The 19993-nt window shown below is 62.7% G+C and carries 14 protein-coding genes; 7 read left to right on the top strand and 7 right to left on the bottom strand.

Annotated features, from left to right (window positions below; all coding sequences use genetic code 11):
• Window positions 1–317: 317 nt before the first annotated feature.
• Window positions 318–1037 (top strand): hypothetical protein, encoded by a 720-nt coding sequence (locus CDV46_RS21835; protein ID WP_140413454.1) that lies wholly within the window; start codon window positions 318–320, stop codon window positions 1035–1037.
• 34 nt (window positions 1038–1071) lie between these two features.
• Here CDV46_RS21835 and CDV46_RS21840 read toward each other — a convergent pair whose 3' ends face one another.
• Together CDV46_RS21840 and CDV46_RS21845 are read right to left on the bottom strand one after the other, a co-directional pair.
• Window positions 1072–1338, bottom strand: a complete 267-nt coding sequence (locus CDV46_RS21840; RefSeq protein WP_087686904.1) for a hypothetical protein — start codon at window positions 1336–1338, stop codon at window positions 1072–1074.
• Between the two features lie 339 nt (window positions 1339–1677).
• Complete coding sequence (locus CDV46_RS21845) at window positions 1678–3264, bottom strand: EAL domain-containing protein (RefSeq protein ID WP_087724938.1); 1587 nt, start codon at window positions 3262–3264, stop codon at window positions 1678–1680.
• Between the two features lie 215 nt (window positions 3265–3479).
• On the opposite strand from CDV46_RS21845, the gene CDV46_RS21850 reads away from it, so the two are divergent.
• Complete coding sequence (locus CDV46_RS21850) at window positions 3480–4034, top strand: hypothetical protein (protein ID WP_087686902.1); 555 nt, start codon at window positions 3480–3482, stop codon at window positions 4032–4034.
• On the opposite strand, the gene CDV46_RS21855 is transcribed toward CDV46_RS21850, so the two are convergent.
• Complete coding sequence (locus tag CDV46_RS21855) at window positions 3962–4894, bottom strand: LysR substrate-binding domain-containing protein (RefSeq protein WP_087686901.1); 933 nt, start codon at window positions 4892–4894, stop codon at window positions 3962–3964. The two genes, CDV46_RS21850 and CDV46_RS21855, sit on opposite strands and share 73 nt — an antisense overlap.
• 235 nt (window positions 4895–5129) lie before the next feature.
• Here CDV46_RS21855 and CDV46_RS21860 point away from each other — a divergent pair, with 235 nt between their 5' ends.
• Entirely contained in the window at window positions 5130–6626 is a 1497-nt protein-coding gene (locus tag CDV46_RS21860; RefSeq protein WP_087686900.1) for an acetyl-CoA hydrolase/transferase family protein, read from the top strand.
• Window positions 6627–6879: 253 nt separating this feature from the next.
• Here CDV46_RS21860 and CDV46_RS21865 read toward each other — a convergent pair whose 3' ends face one another.
• From CDV46_RS21865 to CDV46_RS21875, 3 genes are all read right to left on the bottom strand, one after another.
• A complete protein-coding gene (locus CDV46_RS21865; protein WP_087724940.1) occupies window positions 6880–8475 on the bottom strand; it encodes a methyl-accepting chemotaxis protein in 1596 nt (531 codons plus the stop codon).
• A gap of 255 nt (window positions 8476–8730) precedes the next feature.
• On the bottom strand, window positions 8731–9087 hold the full coding sequence (locus tag CDV46_RS21870; protein WP_176399151.1) for a GFA family protein: 357 nt from the start codon (window positions 9085–9087) through the stop codon (window positions 8731–8733).
• A 152-nt stretch (window positions 9088–9239) separates the two neighbouring features.
• Window positions 9240–11120 (bottom strand): methyl-accepting chemotaxis protein, encoded by a 1881-nt coding sequence (locus tag CDV46_RS21875; protein ID WP_087686898.1) that lies wholly within the window; start codon window positions 11118–11120, stop codon window positions 9240–9242.
• Between the two features lie 386 nt (window positions 11121–11506).
• Here CDV46_RS21875 and CDV46_RS21880 point away from each other — a divergent pair, with 386 nt between their 5' ends.
• Complete coding sequence (locus tag CDV46_RS21880; RefSeq protein ID WP_087724942.1) at window positions 11507–12319, top strand: hypothetical protein; 813 nt, start codon at window positions 11507–11509, stop codon at window positions 12317–12319.
• A 137-nt stretch (window positions 12320–12456) separates the two neighbouring features.
• Complete coding sequence (locus CDV46_RS21885; protein ID WP_140413455.1) at window positions 12457–12789, top strand: hypothetical protein; 333 nt, start codon at window positions 12457–12459, stop codon at window positions 12787–12789.
• Window positions 12790–12872: 83 nt separating this feature from the next.
• Here CDV46_RS21885 and CDV46_RS21890 read toward each other — a convergent pair whose 3' ends face one another.
• Window positions 12873–18224 carry an IPT/TIG domain-containing protein gene (locus CDV46_RS21890; RefSeq protein ID WP_087724944.1) on the bottom strand — a complete coding sequence of 1784 codons (5352 nt, stop codon included), beginning with the start codon at window positions 18222–18224 and terminating at the stop codon, window positions 12873–12875.
• 665 nt (window positions 18225–18889) lie between these two features.
• Between CDV46_RS21890 and CDV46_RS21895 the strand changes: the two genes are divergently transcribed.
• Complete coding sequence (locus tag CDV46_RS21895; protein WP_087724945.1) at window positions 18890–19441, top strand: phage tail protein; 552 nt, start codon at window positions 18890–18892, stop codon at window positions 19439–19441.
• Window positions 19442–19450: 9 nt separating this feature from the next.
• Window positions 19451–19987 (top strand): phage tail protein, encoded by a 537-nt coding sequence (locus CDV46_RS21900; RefSeq protein ID WP_087724947.1) that lies wholly within the window; start codon window positions 19451–19453, stop codon window positions 19985–19987.
• Window positions 19988–19993 lie beyond the last annotated feature (6 nt).

A 19993-nucleotide genomic window follows, 5' to 3' on the forward strand; every position in this document is an offset into this window, starting at 1 on the left:
GGAATTGCGGGTTTGGCGCCCCAAAAAGCGACGAATTGTCGCAGTTGTGGTTTTTCTACATATTTTTTCGTCGCAGGTTTACCCGTTCAGGGATTTCCCTGATATAGTTGCACCTGTCTCCTCCACCTCCTCCTGGTGGATTTCACGGCCAGCAACGCGCTGGCCGTTTTTTTTGCCTGTCGATTTCGAACAGGTGCAACCCGCGCCACATGATTCACAAGTGGTTAGCGCGTGCTTAATCGATCGTAATGCAAACGCAGTTCAATATTGTGGCGCTGGCCCACGGTGCTGCGATTTCCTGCGTTACACTCCTCGCCATGAAAATCGCTCCGCTCGCCGCTTTGCTCTGTGCCCTGCCGCTCGCCGGTTGCTACGTCGTGCAATATCCAGGCGGTGCGCTGACGTTTTCGCAAGATCCCAATGCGCCGCAAGCCATGCGCGCAGCCCCCGGTTCAGCCGGTTCCGCGACCGATGTGTCCACGGCCCCCGTGCCCACGCCGAGTGTTTCGGCAGCGCCAGTGCAAGCCCAACCCGCGCCCGGCATCAGCATGCCGCCACCGCCACCGGGAAAATCTGCGCATCAGGCGTATCCGAACGGCTCGCCGGTGCCACCGGACTATCGACCGGGCAGCGGCAACGGTGCTACGCCGCCTGCTTATCCGAATGGTTCGCCGGTGCCGCCAGACTATCGGCCATCGCCGCAACGCGCGCCCGTGTATCCGAACGGTTCGCCCGTGCCGCCTGATTACGTGCCGCCGCAGTCGTCGCAAATGCCGTCAAACGCGCCGGTGTATGCGACCTATCCCGCGACGTATCCCGCCTATGCGGCCTACCCGACCTACGCGACGTATCCGACTTACGCGACCTACCCCGCCTATGCGGCCTATCCGGCATTCCCGGACTATGCGCCGTTTTACCCGGGCTTCGCCCCGTCGCCATGGGGCAGCAACGTATCGCTCTCATTCTCGTGGGGGCGTGGCTGGGGAGGCGGTTGGGGTGGCCACTGGGGAGGTGGCTGCTGCCGGCGCTGGCGCTAAACGCGCCAGCTGGCATTCAAGGCTTTCAACGCGGTCAATGTGTGACCGGATGCTCACGAGCGACGCGATCTTCGATGCGTCGCTCGATGCGTTTACGGATTTGTTCGGCGGCGAGTGACGCATCACTGGCTTCAATGCTCGAATACTCGCATCGGCCGATGTAATTCCCGTCTGAGTAAGCATCGACGGCACCGTCAAAGCGGTCGTCGGCGCGCGGCGTGACCGCGCCCTCAAGGTCGAACGGCACGCCGGGAGCCGTGTCGCTCACGTAGTGCCAAGAAAAACGAAAAGATTTATCCATATGTCCCCCATCTGCAAATCGACAGCTGTGGCGTCACAAAACCAATGCTGCTTTTTTGGAGAATCCTAACATGCGAACAAATCATGGTGCATCACGGGAAAAAAAAGCGGCCCGCCAGATCGGCGAGCCGGATAGTCCGTGGAGGTCGGGGGCACATCAGGACCACGGTGGTTCCAATCTAGCGCCGAATGCGTGTCGTTATTCTCGGTAATTCGCCCGATATAACGAAAATAATCATTACCAATTTTTGCCGGCCATTTCTCTCACCACCGGAGAGCCGCCACAAATAGTTCACAGAAACACACGCACGAAAAACCCAATCCCGGCGCTCTGCAAGATTTAAGCGACCGTCTCCGCATCGTCTGCCATCGCTTTCATAAGGGCTTCCGGCGACGGCAATTCATCGTCCGGAACGGCTTTGCCGAAAAGCCACCCCTGCCCCACTGCCTCGGGGCAATGCGCGAGCATATAAACGGCCTGTGCGCGCGTTTCCACGCCCTCGACGATCACGCCCACTTTCAACAGCGCCGCCATCTTGCAGATCTGATCGACAATCGCGCTGCCCACCGTATCGGCGCCAATCGCCTGCGTGAACATGCGGTCAATCTTCAGGGCATCGACATGGAGCGTCGACAGGTAAGCTAAATTCGAAAAGCCAGTGCCGAAGTCGTCAATATGAATTTGATAACCGTCGGCACGCAACCGATCCAACGCATCTCCCAGACGTTTCATGCTATCGGTGGAACGCTCCGTTATTTCGAGTGCAATTTGTGTCCGTGGCACGCGTAATGACGCCGCAATGTGATTCAGGAACGTGTGAAACGTCGTGTCCACGACATCTTCGGCGGCGAGATTAATGCTGATGTGAAATTCGGAATCGGCCAAGGCGCGCCCGTGCATGTCGATGAGCGCACGCCGCGCGACTTGCCGCGTCACCAGTCCGATGACACCACGCCGCTCGGCAATCGGGATGAACATCTCAGGAGAGATCGGTTTGCCCGCGCTATCGTTCAGGCGGGCCAGCGCCTCCACGCCGATCATCTTGCGATCGCGCAGGCGAACCAGCGGCTGATACACCACCGTGATGCCCCCGGTCTCGGCGGCGTGTTGCGTCGCCCAGTCCACCGACATGCGGTAGCGTTTGCGCGATCGCCACGACAGACCCACTGCGCCGCCCAGCGCCGCGCCGATGCCGAACGCCATCGCCAGACCGATCGGGTTATGCAGAATGCTCGATGACGTGTAGACCGCCGACGCGCAGACATCCACCGCGTTCGAACACGTCGCGTAATGACGCACTGGGCCGATTTCGAACCACCGCGATGTCACACCGAGTTCGACCTGACGTTGATCGTCGAACAGACCGGCACGCCAGAACTGAAACCGCTTGTCGTAAGTGGAGGCGATCGATGCAAACCCACGATCGGGGGTGCCGAGTCGCGGCGGCAGCACCGGAGAGCTGAACACCACGATGTCGCCCCAACCGACCGCATCGACCTGGACGCCGGGCGTGATGACGCCGGTGATGGTGTGCCAGAGCTTCACGCCGTTAAGTGTTTCGTGGTCTGGGGGTGGCAGCGTGGGGTTCGTAGCGAGACGCCCGACCATGGCCGTACAAAGCAGCTTCGCGTCGTGGACTCGCCCGATATCGTGAAAATACGGGCTGCGCATCGCCACGCGGCGCAGGCCGAGGATATCCTCATCGGTACAGGGAACGTCGGTGTTCTGAGGGGCTTGAAACAGTGCGTTACGGCGCGAGATCGAAGCGTCGTTCATGTAGCCCATGATGTCGCGCACGAACAAACGCAGGCGAAAATCGTCGACGCGCGTCTGAACCACTTGTGCGGCCACCAGCATGACGATCACGCCTGCGATGGCACCGATGAGGACGGGGAGCCAACGGGTCAGCCTTCGAAGAGTGCGCATGGCAGTGGGAGTCCCCAGAGGGCCCCGGATCCCGACGGGGCATGGTCGAAGTGTAGCCTACCTGTTCCACCGCAAGTTGCCGGCGCTCAAATACATCGGATTGCCACATGACTTGAGGGCGGGAGGGCGAAAAAAAGGATAGGACGGGGTAGGACGAAATGGGGTCGTCACTCGTGTAACGTGGGTTTCTGCTCAACAGCGTCCCCCACCTCGCGATGACACTCAAATTTCGCAACCCGGCAAGCGGGGATGTCGTCGAGATCACCTATTTGTCATGCGTGGCGGCGTTCTTCCTCGGACCGCTTTACCTGTTGGCGCATGGTTTTGGCTGGCACGCACTGATCTGGGTGGTGCTTGCGCTCGGCCCGGCGTTCGTCTGGGATGAGTCGGCACTGGTGGTCTCGCTGCCGCTCACGTGCCTGCTCTACTCACTGCTGATTCATCCCATGCTGGTGAATCAATTGCGTGTGAGGGGCTGGTTGCCGACGCGTGCGGATGCCGTCACAAGCCCAAGCCACCGTGGCTATGGCGACTACGCCGACGGTGGCAAATCGAGCAGCACGGGCCGCTCGCTCAATGGGATCGTGCTGGCGCCCACGCGGGTGATTGCCGCGGCGCCCGCCATCAGCCCTGCGGCCGGTTCGCCCGGTGCGCGTGCTGCCAACGAGATAACCAACGAAGCAAAGCCCGCTGGCGATCAGGCCCCCAGTGACGCGATGCCGCCGATCTCGCCGTCCGGCAAGCCCGATGGCGACATCGCAATAAAGTGACCGAGCGCCGCCGAGCCATGCGCGGCGCGAAACGCGAGGCTGATCGGTGCACGCGGCACCTCGCCCATCGCTGCATCAATGGGCCAAAATCCCATGCCGGGCGTACGAATCTGACTCACTGACGCGGGCACCAGCGACACCCCGAAGCCCGCCGCGACCATCGGCACGATCGACGTAATCTGTGGCGCCTCCTGCCCCAGCTTCGGCCGGAACCCGGCCGCCTCGCACGCCGCAATCGTACGGTCATACAGCGCAGGGCTGATCTCGCGCGGCAGCAGGATGAACTCGTCCTGCGCCAGCGCCGCAAGCGGCACGCGCTCGCGTGCGCACATCGGATGCCCCAGCGGCAGCACCAGCACCATCGCCTCATCCACCACCGGCACGGTCACGATGCCCGGCGGCGCGTCGACCGGCGTGCGCACGAACGCCGCGTCCACCTCCTCGTTCACCAACGCCGCCAGCAGACTCGCCGTATTGCTTTGCTGGGGATGCAATTGCACGTCCGGATAGCGCGCCCGGAAATCACGAATCCATGCCGGAATAGTCGGTTCGAAGTACGTCGCGCCCGCAAAGCCGATACGGATATGGCCCGCATCGCCACGCGATATCTGCTGCATCTGCCGCTTCACCCGCTCGACGCGCTCGAGAATATGCCGCGCCTCAGGCAAAAATGCCTCCCCCAGCTCCGTCAACACCACATCGCGCGGCAGCCGGACGAATAGCGGCCCGCCCAACTCCTCTTCCAGTTGCCGGATCTGAAGACTGAGCGGCGGCTGCTGAATGCCCACGCGCGCCGCAGCGCGGGTGAAATGCCGCTCTTCGGCGACCGCAATGAAATATTGCAAATGCCGCAATTCCATACCCACTCCCGCGTCAGCCCAGCCCCATAAGGGCGAACCCAATCAATACATAAAAAGTATTCAAATAACGCTTTCAATATATTGGAAATGTAGCCGATGGGTCAATACACTTCGAGTCAAGCGTGACAGGTGTACCCACCGCCGTTGCGTCAAAGCGATCGATCGGCCGAGTTCAGCCTCAAGCGGCGGAATGCGGACCGGATGATCGGATAAGAAAGAGACGAGGAGCCTCAAGATGTATGAAGACCGCATCCGCCTGGCGTCGCTACGCGACCGGGTGATGAGCGCAGACGATGCTGCCCGGCTGGTCGGTGACGGCATGGTGGTCGGCATGAGCGGGTTCACCCGCGCCGGCGACGCCAAGGACATGCCCATTGCGCTCGCCAAGCGTGCCAAAGCCCACCCGATGAAGCTCACGCTCATCACCGGTGCGTCGCTCGGCCACGATTCCGACAAGACCCTGACCGAAGCCGGCGTGCTGGCCAAGCGCCTGCCGTTTCAAGTCGACACCACGCTGCGCAGCGCGATCAATCGCGGCGAAGTCATGTTTGTCGACCAGCATCTGTCCGAAACCGTCGAATTCCTGCGTACCGGTCAATTCGGCAAGCTCGACGTGGCCGTGATCGAAGCCGTGGCCATCACCGAAGACGGCAGCCTCGTGCCCAGCTCGTCGGTCGGCAACTCGGCGAGCTTTGCCATCCTCGCCGACAAGGTCATCGTGGAGATCAACCTCGCGCAGCCGCTCGCGTTCGAGGGCATGCACGATATCTGGATCCCCGGACAGCGCCCGCATCGCTCGCCGCTGCCGATCGTCGACGTGCGCGATCGTGTCGGCACGGCCGCCGTGAAGATCGCCCCGGAGAAGATCGCCGCCATCGTCATTACCGACACCCCGGACAGCGCCTCCAATGCCCTGCCCGCCGATGCCGAGACGCAGCGCATTGCCGGTCATCTCATCGAATTCTTCCAGCACGAAGTCTCGCGCGGGCGGCTGCCCCGCACGCTGCCCGCGCTGCAATCGGGTATCGGCACCATTGCCAACGCCGTGCTCACCGGCTTCATCGATTCGCCGTTCGAGCAGTTGACGATGTACTCGGAAGTGCTGCAAGACTCCACGTTCGAATTGATGGACGCGGGCAAGATGGACTTCGCGTCGGGGTCTTCGATCACTGTCTCGCAGGCCGTGCAGGATCGCGTATTCGGCAATCTCGAACGCTATCGCGACAAGCTCGTGCTGCGCCCGCAGGAAGTGAGCAACCATCCGGAAGTCATTCGCCGATTGGGGCTGATTGCGCTCAATACCGCGCTCGAAGCCGATATCTACGGCAACGTGAACTCCACCCACGTGGGCGGCACGCACATGATGAACGGTATCGGGGGGTCGGGAGACTTTGCGCGCAACGCCCGCATGGCCATCTTCGCCACCAAGTCGGTCGCGAAGGACGGCAAGATTTCCAGCATCGTGCCGATGGTGCCGCACGTCGACCATAACGAGCACGACGTCGACATCATCGTGACGGAGCAAGGGCTCGCCGATCTGCGCACGCTCGCACCGCGCGAGCGCGTCAATCTGGTGATCGACCGCTGCGCCCATCCGTCGTATCGCGACGTACTGCGCGACTACTACCGCGACGCCCAGCGTTACGGTGGCCACACGCCGCATGCGCTGGAACGCGCCTTCGAGATGCACATCAACCTGCGCGATCGCGGGTCGATGCTCGCAGGCAAGTAAGCGCCGCCGATCACACGCACGCAAGACAATCGACAAGGCAACGACCGCCACGCCGGGGGGCAGGCGGCCAGTTGCCGGTGACGGCCGCACGAGCCTCGTGCCGGCCGAGCGAGATACGCCCGCGCCAATGTCGCGGCAGAAAGAACATGGGACGCATGCGGTCCCGTGGGCCGGACGCTGGTGAGAGCGTTCTGGCATTCGCGGTTCGCCGGCTGACGTCGGCGAGCCGCTTTTTATTGGCCGGTTGAAAACGTCAGGCGGACAAGCGATGCGGCGTGTTGGACTGATTGGCTGCGCCATCGAGCTTGAAGATCGACACCAGCTCGCGCAAGCCGCTCGACTGGGCAGCCATCGACTGCGCCGCCGCCGAGGCTTCTTCCACCAGCGCCGCGTTCTGCTGCGTAACCGTATCCATCTGCATCACCGCCTGATTGACCTGCTCGATGCCGGTGCGCTGCTCCGTCGACGCCGCCGCAATTTCCGCCATCAGATCGGTCACACGCTTCACTGCTTGCACCACTTCGTCCATCGTCGTGCCGGCTTCCGAAACGAGCTTTGCGCCCTCGTTCACCTGACGGGTCGACGCGTCGATCAACTCCTTGATCTCCTTGGCGGCATTAGCGCTGCGCTGGGCCAGCGTGCGCACTTCGCCCGCCACCACGGCAAAGCCACGGCCTTGCTCACCGGCGCGCGCCGCTTCCACGGCGGCGTTCAAGGCGAGGATGTTGGTCTGGAAGGCGATACCTTCGATCACGCTGGTGATGTCGCCCACGCGCGATGACCCTTCGGAAATCTCGCGCATCCGCTCGACCACCTGACGCACGACGTCACCACCGCGCAGCGCAATCTGCGACGCATTCGAAGCCAGAACATTACCTTGCTCGGCGTTGTCGGCGTTTTGCTTGACCGTCGTCGTGAGCTCTTCCATGCTGGCCGCCGTCTCTTCAAGCGATGCGGCCTGCTGTTCGGTGCGCGACGACAGATCGGTATTGCCTGCCGCGATCTGTGCCGAGCCGGTGGCAATGCTCTCGCTGGTGTTGCGCACCTGCCCGACCACCTGCGCCAGCTTGCCGTTCATGTCGCGCAGCGAGCCGAGCAACATCGCGAGTTCGTCTTGCCCATGCACATCAATGCGCGAACTGAGGTCGCCGCGCGCCACCGTCTGGGCAATATCGACGCAGCGGCCGATTGGCACCGTGATCGAACGGGTAATGACCAGCGCGATGACGATGTTCACCCCGAGCGCCAGCACGATCAGCACGATGGTCGCGATAAACGCCGCGTGATAGTCGGCTGCTGCGGCATCCCCCGCCGCTACCGAGCCCGCGCGATTGACCGCCACGTGTTCAGCGAGCTTCTGGCTGAGCACGGCGAAAGACTGCACCGCGTCGGTCATGGCGAGCGTGCGCGCCTGCCCCTGCGCGGCCTCGTCGCCCTTGGCCAGTTCGGCGACGCGATTATCGATGGCGAGATAGTTGGACCACGCCTCGCGCACGGCCTCGTAGGCACGGCGGTCCTCGTCGGAGGCCACCAGAGTGCCGTAAGCCGAAATTGTCTTGTTGACCAACTCGATGGCCGCTACGCGCTTGTTCGTCTCGTCGATCCGGCTCTGCTCCACTGTGGTCAACAGTGCGGCGAGCGTGGCACGCCGTGCCGCGTTGGCGCCGACCTGCACGGTGCCGAGCGTCTGCACGCTGGGCAGCCAGTTGTCGGCGAGATCGCGTGTGCCGCCGTAAATGCGGGATGCCTGATACACGGCCATACCGCCCACGATGCACAGCAGCACCAGCGTGATGGCGAACCCGATGGTCAGGCGCGTGCCGATTTTGAGACTACCCAAGAACTTCATGCCAACTCCAGAATGCGATAAAACACGAACAATCGCATGGCATAACGGAAGTCCATTCAATAATCTTGAGTCAATAATCCCTCGATTCCCACGGAATGACTTTCACAATATTTCCGGAAATTAAAAACGGCGCGATTGATGCGCCGTTTCGTTTTCCGGTTTTGCATGACAAACCATCATCAGCAAAATCCAAATAATGGTATCCGCTTAAATATACGATTCCGTCTATTAACAGGAATTCGGAATGAGATGCAATTACAAGCTGGCACCATCGACCGGCGTGGGGTGCACGGTATCGAGATCGATGCCGTCGATGCAGCGTACGTTGACTGCCGCCATCTTCGTGCCGTCGGGCATCTCTCCGAAGGCAAACGCCTCGACGCCGCACTTCTGGCAGAACTGATGGCGAATCAGATGTTTATTGAAGAGATATTCGCGATTCGAATCCACACCGGACGTCTGCGTGAATTCACCGCGCGGTGCAAATGCGAGAATCAATCCACGTTTTTTGCAAATCGAACAATTGCACGCAATTGTTTTGGACAAATCAATATTTACGGAAAATCGTAATTCACCGCAATGACAGCCGCCTTCGTATTGCTGAGTCGTCATGATGTGTCTCCTGAATGAAGATGAGATACCCGCCAGACAGCGTCCTATTCTGCGACAAAATCTGGCGGGCGGGCAGCGCGATGACGAATGGCGGTAAATCACCGCCGGTTCGTTGGCTGCCGGCTCAGGAGACGTAGGGAAGTGGCTTCGGCTTAGGCCGCGAGTGCCGGTTCGTCGCGATGCGAACCCGACCCGGTGCGCGTGTGCATGACCGTCACGCCGTGACGGCTATGCTCGCGCAATTGGAACAGCGCAACCGTATCGGCGAGATTGCGAGCCTGCTCGCTCAACATGGCCGATGCGGCGGCGGATTCCTCCACCAGCGCAGCATTTTGCTGCGTCGATTGATCCATTTCCGCCACGCTGCGATCGATCTGGCTGATGCCCGTGCTCTGCTCGGTCATCGCGCTGTGGATCTCCACGATCAGGCGGCGTACGCGCCCAATGCCATCGACGATCTCGCCCATGGTGTTGCCCGCCGCCTGCACACGCTGCGTGCCGCTCTTGACGTTCTGCACCGAGGCTTCGATGAGCGTCTTGATCTCTTGCGCAGCCGCCGCGCTGCGCTGTGCCAGCGTGCGCACTTCGCCTGCCACCACGGCAAAACCACGGCCTTGCTCGCCAGCGCGCGCCGCTTCCACGGCAGCGTTCAACGCGAGAATGTTCGTCTGGAACGCGATGCCGTCGATCACGCTGATGATCTCGGTGATGCGCTCCGACGACTGCGCAATCTCGCTCATCGTCGTCACAGCCCCGGTGACGACGTCTCCGCCGCGCGCAGCGGCTTCGCTGGCATCGTTTGCCAGACGCGTGGCGTGTTCGGCGGCTTCGGCGGTCTGCTTCACGCTGGCCGTCAACTCGGTCAGGGCCGCCGACGTTTCCTGCAAGGTGCCGGCCGAGGCTTCGGTGCGTTGCGACAGATCGCGGTTGCCCATTTCGATTTCGCTCGTCGCCGAGGTCATGCCGTGCACGCCGGAGCGCACGTCGATCATCACCGTGCTGATCTTGTCGACAAACGCGTTGAACGATCGCGAGATATGCGCCACTTCGTCATTGCCGACGACATCGAGGCGGCGCGTCAGATCGCCGCCGCCCGAGCCGATGGTATCCATCGCGTCGCGCACTTGCGACAGGCGCTTGAACGCCTGCGACGTGAAGAAGCTCGCGATACCGATGGCGCACAGCGTGAGCACGATCAACGTGATGATGGTCGCGCTAAGCACTTGCGACAGACCGGCAGTCGCTTCGGCCTTGTCGAGGGCGACCACGAACAGCCAGTCGGTACCCGGCACCGGCTGCACCTTGAGCAGCTTGGCGTCGCCGCCCAACTGCACCTCCATCGGGTCTTTGGCGCGTTCAAGGTTGGCGAGCGCGTCGGGCGTGAGGGCTTGCGCGAGATCACTCGACTGCTTGAGCATCAGCTTTTCGTCGGGGTGCGCGATCACGAGACCGTCGCGTGAGACCACGAAGGCCAGGCTCGACGGTGTGGGATGCACGGCCTTGACGACTTCCTGCACAGCATCGAGCGGCACGGCACCGCTCACGGCACCGAGCGTCTGGCCGTCGCGCAGAATCGGCGCAGCGAACGACACGTAGAGCTTGCCCGAGGCGATGTCGGCGTACGGCTTGACGACGGTCAGCTTGCCTGCCGCGGTGGCGCCCTTGTACCAGGGGCGTGCGGTCGGATCGTAGTCGGGCGGTGTGGGACCGCTCGAGAAGTACGACTTGTCGCTCCAGCCGATGCTGGAGATGGGGAAGCCGTTGGTCGCGCCAAGCAGCTTGGTGAGCGCAACGCCCTGCTCGCCCTTTTCGACGGCAGCCGCCGTGCCGACCACCGACTGGCCCTTGGCAGCCGCCCAGCGCTCGACGGCGAGGGTGTTGCCGCGCGCCACGGCGTCGAGCGTGTTGGAAATGGTCGACATCATGCTGGTGCGCACGATGAGGTAGGTAGTAATGCCGGAGAGAATCAGCGCACCGACGACGGTGGCACACGCGATCAGAATGATCCGCGTTCTAAGCGAAGATACTGTCATGCTGAATGGACTGGCAGGCCTGCGGCTAGGAGTTCAAAGACCAGAACCGGCGCCCCAGGCCACCGGTTCCACTAGGTGGGAGGTTCCACCTCATGACTTACGGCCAGACCCGGCGAAACTTTAGGTGTTAACCCGAAATCACCTCAAAAAGGGAAACCCGTTTCACGATAATCTCGCACGAAGGTGCAACCGCATCCGGCCGCGACGTTACGGATAGCGAAACATCAGGCATGCCAAGCGGGCCGCTCCCGGCGGGGCCAGTTGCGTGTCCCTGTCAGTGCTGACAGGATGACAGCGCCCGTCATCGTGACGATGATGGTGCGCAGGTATCATCGTGCGCGCGCTCGCGGCGCCATAACGTCAAAACACCACGCTTCTCGAAAATAATGAAAACGCAAACGTACGTGGAAGGGGGACGGTGGGTCACCGACCATATCGGTCCGATCAACGCCGTCATGACAATTTCCACCGCCATCCTGATCCCGGTGCTCGACTTCGTCCGGCCGTTCTTTCCCTACATCAATTACGTGGCAGGGTTCGCGGTGCTGGTGTTTGCCGTGCTGCTCGCCACACGCCTGATCGGCGGACAAAAACGCATGCATGGCAGTCTGGTCGTTTGCGCCGGACTGTGCGCGGGCGCGTTCAGTTTCGGCGCGATCGCGAGCAGCCGGCACGCCGAGCAAGGCGGGCTGGGTGCCGCCAATGTTCAGTGGGTCGCCAATGTGCAGAAGCTGCTGCTCGATATCAAGAACGGCAAGAGCGACGACCCGCGCGTCGAACTCAACAACATCGGCATGAAGTGGGACCTCTACGAGTTCGCCAAGGCGAGCCGGATGGGTGACCTGCGCGCGATCGAGCTGTTTCTGCGCGGCGGCATGGGCGTCACGATGCCCGGGACCGGCATGGACGTGAGCCTGCCCTATCTCGTCGTGAAAGACGACTACCCGAACGCGGTAGAACAACTGACGCTCTTCAAGAAATACGGGGTCAATCTGAGCGACCCGAGTCTGGTGTCGCGCAGCCACCCGGGCGCACCGGACACGCCGCCGAATCTTTACGCCGTCGCCAAGGATGCGAAGAACGAGAAGGTCGCCGGCGCATTGATTTCGCTGGGCGTGGCCACCGACAGCTATCCCGGCTGGCACGCCGGTGCCGAAGAGCGGCGCAAGCGCGGCGGCGTGCCGGCGGCATGGCTGTAAAAGCCCATCGGGCCGGGGCGCACGCGGGGTGAACGCGATCTGAACGAGGTGCCGGGGAGGTCCCAGCGAGCCCCCACGGGCGGTGCTATGCTGGCGAAGCTTCCCTTCGCACAACACATCGTTCATCGGGGGTACTCATGACTGAGAATGACGTACTGGCCATGGAGCAGCGGGCCGCCGAACTCGTTCACGCGCAGGTGTTGGGAATGCTGCTCGCCCATATGAATCATCTCGACGGACGGCCGGATGCTTCGTTCGACGTCATCAAGCGCGCGATGATCGGTGAGATTGCCAGACAAGTCGCGGCGCAAGTCGGTGCCGCAGCCTGTCAGGCAGAGACCCGCCTGCTGTTCAACGCGGCCGTCATGCGCGCTGCCGATAGCGTGTTCGACGTCGCCGACGTGCACAACGCCGCATTCTTCCGCCGATTGCAACAGCGCAAGGTCGCCGAAGAGCCTGCGTTGGACTAAACGAAAAAAGGCCAGCCTCACGGGCTGGCCTTTCTCGTTCTACAGGTTTTACGGGCTTATCGATCAAGCCCCCCTCTCACCGCTCAGAACGGCGCGGTGAAGGTCAATCGCACACCCTGCTGCAAGCCGCCCATCCCCGTCGTCACGCTGTAATCCAGCCCGAAGACGAGCACGCCGGTGCGCAACTTCGAACCGAACCCGACCTGCACGCGATCGCTGCCATACGGGCTGCCCGGCACGAAGTACACCGGCCCGCTGCCTGCAATGTCGGCATAGGCCAGCCCGGCCATGCTTTGACCGTTGAAGTCGTGCTGCAACTCCACCCGGATATACGGCGAGAAGGTGCCAATTGGCGTGGCCTTGGCAAACCCGGCACGCACACCGAGCGTGCCCGACAAGGTGTTCACGTTCTGCTTGAAGTACGTGAGCGCATTTAGCCCCGCGCCGGTTTCGCTGTATTGATCCAGCGTGGAGCGCGACGCCGTCAGACGGCCATACGGTGAGAACAGCCAGTCGTCGTTGCGGAACTCGTAACCCGCCGACAGCGAGCCGAAGAACTGCTGGCCGTTGCGCTTGCCGCTCGCGAAGTCGTTCGCGTCGATCACCCAGCGACGCGAGCTGAAATTCAGCGTCCCGAAGCCCGCCACCGCATCGACGAACAACGTCGGGATCGGACGGAAGCTCGCATACAGCGCGCCGCTGTAGCTATCGCCCGTGCTGCGCGTGCCCGAACTGCCGATATCGGTCGCGTCATGCCCGTAGCCCACACCCGCCCCGAGCGACAACTGGTCGGACAACCGATAGTCGGCACCGAGCGTGACACCGCCCGTCGTGAACTTGAAGCCCGAGCGCTGTGCGGCCGAACTGGCCGCCATGTTGGCGAAACCGAAGTCCACCGAACCTGCCGTCCAGTAAGCGAAACGCTTGTCGTCGTTGGCGCCTTCGCCCGGCAGATCGGGCACGCTGCTGTCCCCCGTACCGACCCCGCTTGAACCCACGCTCTTGTCGCGCACGTCGAGGCTTTTCGCTTTGTTGAGCGCCAGCGGACTGACATCACCGCGCAGACACGCGTCGCGCTCGGAGATACCCACGACATCCTGACAGCGCGACACATTGCGATCGCGATCCGGCGACGGCAGTACCACATTCAGCCCATTGCTCGACGGGGCGCGCCCCTTGCCGTGCAACGCTTCGAGACGTTGGTTGAAGTTGCCGATCTGTGTCGTGGCGAAACGGCGTGCCGCCTCCACCTGCGCCCCGATAAGACCGGTCACGTCCGGGTCCGTCGACGGATCCTTACGCGGCGCAACAGTCACTTGCAACGTGCCCGGTGCCGACGTGGCGTTCTCGTTGGACAACGTGTACGTGATCACGGCCATGCCCGCGAAGGCAGCCGCGGGCACAAAGCGCACGCTGTACTGCGTGGGCGCGACCACAGCAGCGCGAAGCCGCTGAACGCCGCCTGCACTCACCGGCGCCGCACCGGCAACCGCCACGATGGTGGCCGTGCCTGCATTCGCTGGCGACACCGCAATGACGTTCGCCGCCGTGAACGGGCCACCCGTCGCACCGGTCGTGATGTCGATATTGGTCGCCTCGTTAGCACTGACGCTCGCTTGCAGCCCCGGGGCCGTCACCGGCACCGCCTGCACCGTCACCGTGACGGAAATCGGTGCCGAGGTACCCGCAGCGTTAGTGAGCGCGTAGGCGAACGTGACCACGCCATTCGTATTGGCCGCCGGGGTGTAGACGATGTCTTCACCGTTGACGACTGCCGTACCGCTGGCCGGCGGTGTGACGATGGCCACGCGGGTGAACGGGCCGCCTACGGCGTTCGCCGTCGCGTGAATCGTGATCGGCGCGTTGGACAGCGCCTTCACATCGATCGCCGGTGCCGATGCAGCCTGCGCCGTGATGTTGAAGGTATAGCTCTGCGAGGCGGTCAGTGGCGTGCCCGGTCCGGTGCTGGCATCGGTGACCGAAATCGTGAACGTGCTGGTCCCCGTGGCGCTCGGCGTACCTGTGAGCGCACCGGTCGTGACATTTAGCGTCAAACCCACCGGCAATGTGCCGTTCGTCACGGTAAATCGGTACGGCAAGGTGCCGCCCGACGCCGTCATCGTCTGGTTGTAGGCTTGCCCCGCCACCGGCGTCGGCAATGTCGTCGGCGCCAGGGTGACCGCAGCGGGCGACGTGTAGGTGAACTGATTGGCAGGGGTGGTACTGCTCGTGCCGTTCGGCGTCGTCACCGTGATGTTGGTCACGCCTGCGGTACCCGGCGGCGATACCGCGGTGATCTGCGTTGCGCTGAGGACGGTGACGGAGGACCCGTTGACCGTACCGAACTTAAGCGCCGTGGCACCGGTGAACCCCGTGCCCGTGATAGTCACGGGCGTGCCCCCCGTCGTTGGGCCAGTATTGGGGGTGACGCTGGTCACCGCAGGCGCGCCGAGATAAGTGAACTGATCCGCCGCCGTAACGGGGCTCGTCCCCCCAGCGGCGCTCACGCGCACGTCGACGACACCCGAGCCCGCCGGCGCCGTTGCCGTAATTTGTGTCGTGCCGTTGACCGTAATGTTCGTGCCCGACGTGCCACCGAACGACACGCCCGTCACATTGTTGAAGCCCGTCCCCGTAATCGTGACGGATGTCCCGCCGCTCGCCGGGCCGCTCGTCGGCGAAATCGACGTGACGGCAGGTGCCGCGTAGTAGGTATAGCCGCCGACCACCGTCTTGCTGCCCAACGGCGTCGTGACGAGGATGTTGGCAGCGCCTGCCGTGCCCGCCGGTACTGTGGCCGTCAGCGACGTCGAGCTGTTGACCGTCACGCTGTTCGACAATTGAGCACCAAACATCACGACCGTCACGCCGGAGATGAAATTCGTGCCGGTGATGGTCACGGTCGTGCCACCGGCCACTGGCCCGTAGGCCGGCACCGTCGATTGCACCGTTGGCAAACCGGCGTAGGTGTAATTGTCCGCCGTCACGATGGCGCTCGTGCCCGCTGGGTTCGTCACGCGCACGTCCACGACCCCGGTACCCGCCGGTGCCGTCGCGCTGATTTGCGAATCGCTATTGACCGTGAAGGCTGCGGCCGTCGCCCCGAACTTCACCGCTGTCGCCCCCGTGAAACCGCTGCCCGAGATGGTCACGGGGGTGCTTCCACTCGTCGACCCGTACGGCGGGGAAAGCGAAGTCACGACAGGCACCGCGACATAGGTGAAGGCGCCGCCTGTCGTGGAGGTTCCGCCAGGCGTATCGACCGTGAGCGTTGCCGGACCTAGCGAGCCCGCCGGTGTCGTGAACGTGATCGACGTCGAACTGATCGCGGTAATCGTTGCGGAGTTACCACCGAGCTTGACTGTCGTGACCCCGTTGTAGAAATTCGAGCCCGTGATCGTGACCGAATCGCCACCGGCCGTTGAGCCGGTAGTGGGCCCCAAACTCAAAACCGTCGGTGGCGCCGCGTAGGTAAATTGGCTCGACGGACCGACGGCACTTGTGCCATTCGGCGTGGTCACCACGACATTGACAGTTCCCGCCGAGCCGGCAGGTGATGTCACCGTGATCTGCGTGTCGCTGTCGATATTGAAAGTCGTCGCCGGTGAGCCGTTGAACGTCACACTGGTTGTGCCGGTAAATCCGGTACCCGTGATCTTGGTCTGTGTGCCGCCCGCCGGGGACCCCACGGTCACCGAGAGGCTGGAGATCGTCGGCGCCGGCCGATACGTGAACTGGTCGTTCAAGGTGGTCGCGCTGGTGCCGCCGCTGGTCGAGACCCTCACGTCGACGGTGCCCGTGCCAGCAGGTGAGCGAGCCGTTAGCTGGGATGTGCTCACGAACTGGACATTCGTCGCCGCCGTTCCACCGAAACTCACGGTTGCGGTGGAGGTGAAGCCACTGCCGCTGATAGCCACGGTCGTACCTCCGGCCGCCGGGCCGGACGTCGGCGCAAGGCTCGTCACCGTGGGCAGGGCCATGTACGTGAACTGATCGGCGCTGCTGGTCGCGCTGGTGCCCCCCTGTGTGGTGACAACGATGTCGACGACGCCTGCGCTCGCGTTCGCGGGCGATGTCACCGTGATCTGCGTGTCGCTGACAGCCGTGAAGGGCACACTGACCGCGCCGAACGCCACTGCGGTCGTTGTCTTTAAGCCAGTCCCATTGATCGTCACCGTCGTGCCGCCGGCGAGCGGGCCTTCCTTCGTCCCGAGCGATGTCACGGTGGGGACGCCCGCGTAGGTGAACTGATCGGCGGCACTGGTCGCGCTGGTGCCATTGTTGTTGGTGACCGTAACGTCGATGGTGCCCGCCGCCGCCGCGGGAGACGTGACGGTGATTTGCGCATCGTTGTCGAGGGTAAAGCTCGGCGCCGGTGTACTGCCGAACTTGACCGACGGCACGCCGCCGGTGCTGAACCCCGAACCTTGGATCCTGACGCTCGCTCCGCCGCCTGGCGCACCGGCATTCGGTGTCACCGAGGTCACGACGGGCGCCGCGAGGTAGGTAAACCGATCGCTCGCGTTAGTCGCGCTGGTGCCAGCGCTGTTGGTCACTTTCACGTCGACAGTGCCCGTCCCGGCGGGCACGTTCGACACCGTGATCGTGCTGTCGCTCACGATGATGTAGGGCAGCGCGGCGTTCGTCCCGAAGGTCACCGATGTGGCATTGGTAAAGCCGGTTCCCGTGATCGTTGCCGACACACCGCCGCCGGCGGGCCCTGACGTCGGCGACACCCCCGTCACCGTCGGTGTGTATGTGAACCTGTCGTTTGGCGCGTTTATGGCGCTGGTGCCAGCGCTGGTGGTGACGGTGACGTCGACGGGTGACGTTCCGGCAGGGGATGTCGCGACGATCGTCGTATCGGTCAGCACCACAACACCTGTCCCGGGGGTTGCACCGAAGTTAACCCCGGTGGCCCCGGTAAAACCGGTCCCGGTGATCGTCACGGCCGTACCGCCGCTGTTCGGACCCCCGCTCGGGGAAAGCGAGGTGACCGTTGGCACAGGGAAATTGATGGCCACCGTGACCGGCGCGTCGCTGGCCCGGTACAACGTGAACGTCCACGAGGTCTGCGTGGTGCCGAGTTTCGGCGAGAAGACCAGGATGTCGTAAGGGAAGGTGCCGAGATCGACGGACAACGATGAGCCATCCGCCGCAAGCGCAGTACCAACGATCTGCCCCGGCGACGTGTACAAGCCTTCCGCCGTGGGATCGCATGCGTCATTGAGCGGCAACGTGTAGCGATAGCTCCCGCCGGAGAGCTGCGCTGACGTGGCCGTCCATGTGACGCATGCCTGCGACCACGCCGACGACGACGCGGTGAACAACACCAGCAGGGTCAGCAGCGCACGCAGCCAGTGAAACCAGGCGACGGGCGTATTTGAGGACCGACGGCGTACGGACGCGAGAGGAAATTGAAGACTAGGCAACATGGCGAACCGGGAGAGAAGCAAATGACTTGGCGGAGAGCCGACACGCGTGAGCGGCAGAACACTGGCTTGTCACGCAGGCGCGTGAGAAGCGAGCACGCAAGCGAACGCCGCGAGTGCTGACTCGCGGCGTTCGCTGGCTCAGATCAATCGGGAATGACTTGTCGCGTCGGTATTTGAGACAGGCCGGGCAACACACGTGCATTGCGGCCGGCAGACGGGCAGAACACCCATCGTATGAATACCGACTCGCCCCGTTGGTATTGCGTTTTCATTTGACTTCCCCCGAAGTCCCCGCCCGTTATGCGGCAAAGACCCATTTGTAATTTTGCTTTCGTGCTCCGGAAATGCCCGCAGCATCGTTTATTCGTGAATGCCCGGAATGAACTGACGGACACCTGACTAATTTCTGCGCAAGGGTAGGCACCATTGCCTTGCGCGTCAAGCACGATTCTCTGCAAACCTAACCTGCCTCAATGAGACAAGGGTATTCACCAATACACCGATGTCTTTTTTATTAAAAATCAGGCATTTCCAAACAATCGTTTTACTCATCGAAATTTAATAAGGGAGCCGAAATATATTTGAAATGAAATATGTCGGTGGCAAAATGCGCGCCTATAAGAATTCGAAGATCGTGGCGTCGCCACTTAACCAGGAAGAAACGGATGGACTCATATCTCGGGGAAATACGTTTGTGTGCTTTTCCGGTCGTACCAAGGGGCTGGCTACCGTGTGACGGGCGCATGCTCAACGTGAATATCAATCAGGTGCTGTTCTCCCTGCTTGGCACGCAATACGGTGGCGACGGCCGAGTCACCTTCGGGCTGCCGGACCTGCGTGGGCGCGTCGCGATGCATCGGCTGCCAGGGACGTACAACCAAGGCCTGCCCGGGGGTACCGAAACGGTGGCGCTCAATGCGCAGCAGGTGCCCACGCATTCGCATGAGTTTCGTGCGGCGACCAACGACGCCACGCAGCCGCTCGCCGGTACCGGCAAAGACCGTCTGCTCGCCAAGAGTGTGATCTCGCAGCCGGGCGCACCGACCGTAGATGGCACCGCCCTTTATGGCCCGGTATCGGCGCAAACGCTGACAGCCGAGTCGCCCGAAGCAAGTGGCGCGACGAGCGATGCCACCGGCCACAACAACATGCAATCCTCGCTGGTCCTGAACTACATCATTTGTGTTCAGGGCGGCCTCTACCCGCCACGCCCCTAGGAGCCGGACATGGAAGCCTACATTGGTGAAATTCGCATGTTCGCCGGCAACTACGCCCCGCAGGGGTGGAAGTTTTGCAACGGGGAACTCCTCAACATCGCTTCCGATTACGAGGTGCTGTTCTCGCTGATCGGTACGACGTACGGCGGCGACGGCAGAAGCACCTTCCGGCTGCCCGACCTGCGACTGCGGGTGCCCATCGGCGCGGGACAAGCGCCCGGAGCCACGCAGCGGCTCATCGGCCAACAGGTCGGCAGCGACACGGTCGCGCTCCAGCCGTCGGACGTGCCGGGCCACTTGCATACGATCAACGCCTCGACGGCCGACGCCACGACGCCCACGCCGGGCCCGGGCGTAACGCTCGCTAAAACCAGTTCGGTGTTTTATGACTCGGGGGTACGTTCCGCACCCACCAAGGCAGCACTGGCGGCGCCCGCCATTGCACCGGCCGGCAATGCTCAGCCCACTGCGCACCCCAACGTCATGCCCACGGCGTCGATGAACTACATCATCTGCGTCTCCGGCCTCTACCCATCGCAAGGCTGACCAGAG

It is taken from the genome of Pandoraea sp. PE-S2T-3, from assembly GCF_002179965.1.
GTDB lineage: Bacteria > Pseudomonadota > Gammaproteobacteria > Burkholderiales > Burkholderiaceae > Pandoraea.

Excerpts from the sequence above, each read along its gene's own strand:
- CDV46_RS21845 (WP_087724938.1), bottom strand. The coding sequence starts at position 3,264 with ATGCGCACTCTTCGAAGGCTGACCCGTTGGCTCCCCGTCCTCATCGGT.
- CDV46_RS21880 (WP_087724942.1), top strand. The coding sequence starts at position 11,507 with ATGAAAACGCAAACGTACGTGGAAGGGGGACGGTGGGTCACCGACCAT.
- CDV46_RS21875 (WP_087686898.1), bottom strand. The coding sequence starts at position 11,120 with ATGACAGTATCTTCGCTTAGAACGCGGATCATTCTGATCGCGTGTGCC.
- CDV46_RS21865 (WP_087724940.1), bottom strand. The coding sequence starts at position 8,475 with ATGAAGTTCTTGGGTAGTCTCAAAATCGGCACGCGCCTGACCATCGGG.
- CDV46_RS21895 (WP_087724945.1), top strand. The coding sequence starts at position 18,890 with ATGGACTCATATCTCGGGGAAATACGTTTGTGTGCTTTTCCGGTCGTA.
- CDV46_RS21835 (WP_140413454.1), top strand. The coding sequence starts at position 318 with ATGAAAATCGCTCCGCTCGCCGCTTTGCTCTGTGCCCTGCCGCTCGCC.
- CDV46_RS21855 (WP_087686901.1), bottom strand. The coding sequence starts at position 4,894 with ATGGAATTGCGGCATTTGCAATATTTCATTGCGGTCGCCGAAGAGCGG.
- CDV46_RS21870 (WP_176399151.1), bottom strand. The coding sequence starts at position 9,087 with ATGACGACTCAGCAATACGAAGGCGGCTGTCATTGCGGTGAATTACGA.
- CDV46_RS21850 (WP_087686902.1), top strand. The coding sequence starts at position 3,480 with ATGACACTCAAATTTCGCAACCCGGCAAGCGGGGATGTCGTCGAGATC.
- CDV46_RS21840 (WP_087686904.1), bottom strand. The coding sequence starts at position 1,338 with ATGGATAAATCTTTTCGTTTTTCTTGGCACTACGTGAGCGACACGGCT.
- CDV46_RS21890 (WP_087724944.1), bottom strand. The coding sequence starts at position 18,224 with ATGTTGCCTAGTCTTCAATTTCCTCTCGCGTCCGTACGCCGTCGGTCC.
- CDV46_RS21900 (WP_087724947.1), top strand. The coding sequence starts at position 19,451 with ATGGAAGCCTACATTGGTGAAATTCGCATGTTCGCCGGCAACTACGCC.
- CDV46_RS21860 (WP_087686900.1), top strand. The coding sequence starts at position 5,130 with ATGTATGAAGACCGCATCCGCCTGGCGTCGCTACGCGACCGGGTGATG.
- CDV46_RS21885 (WP_140413455.1), top strand. The coding sequence starts at position 12,457 with ATGACTGAGAATGACGTACTGGCCATGGAGCAGCGGGCCGCCGAACTC.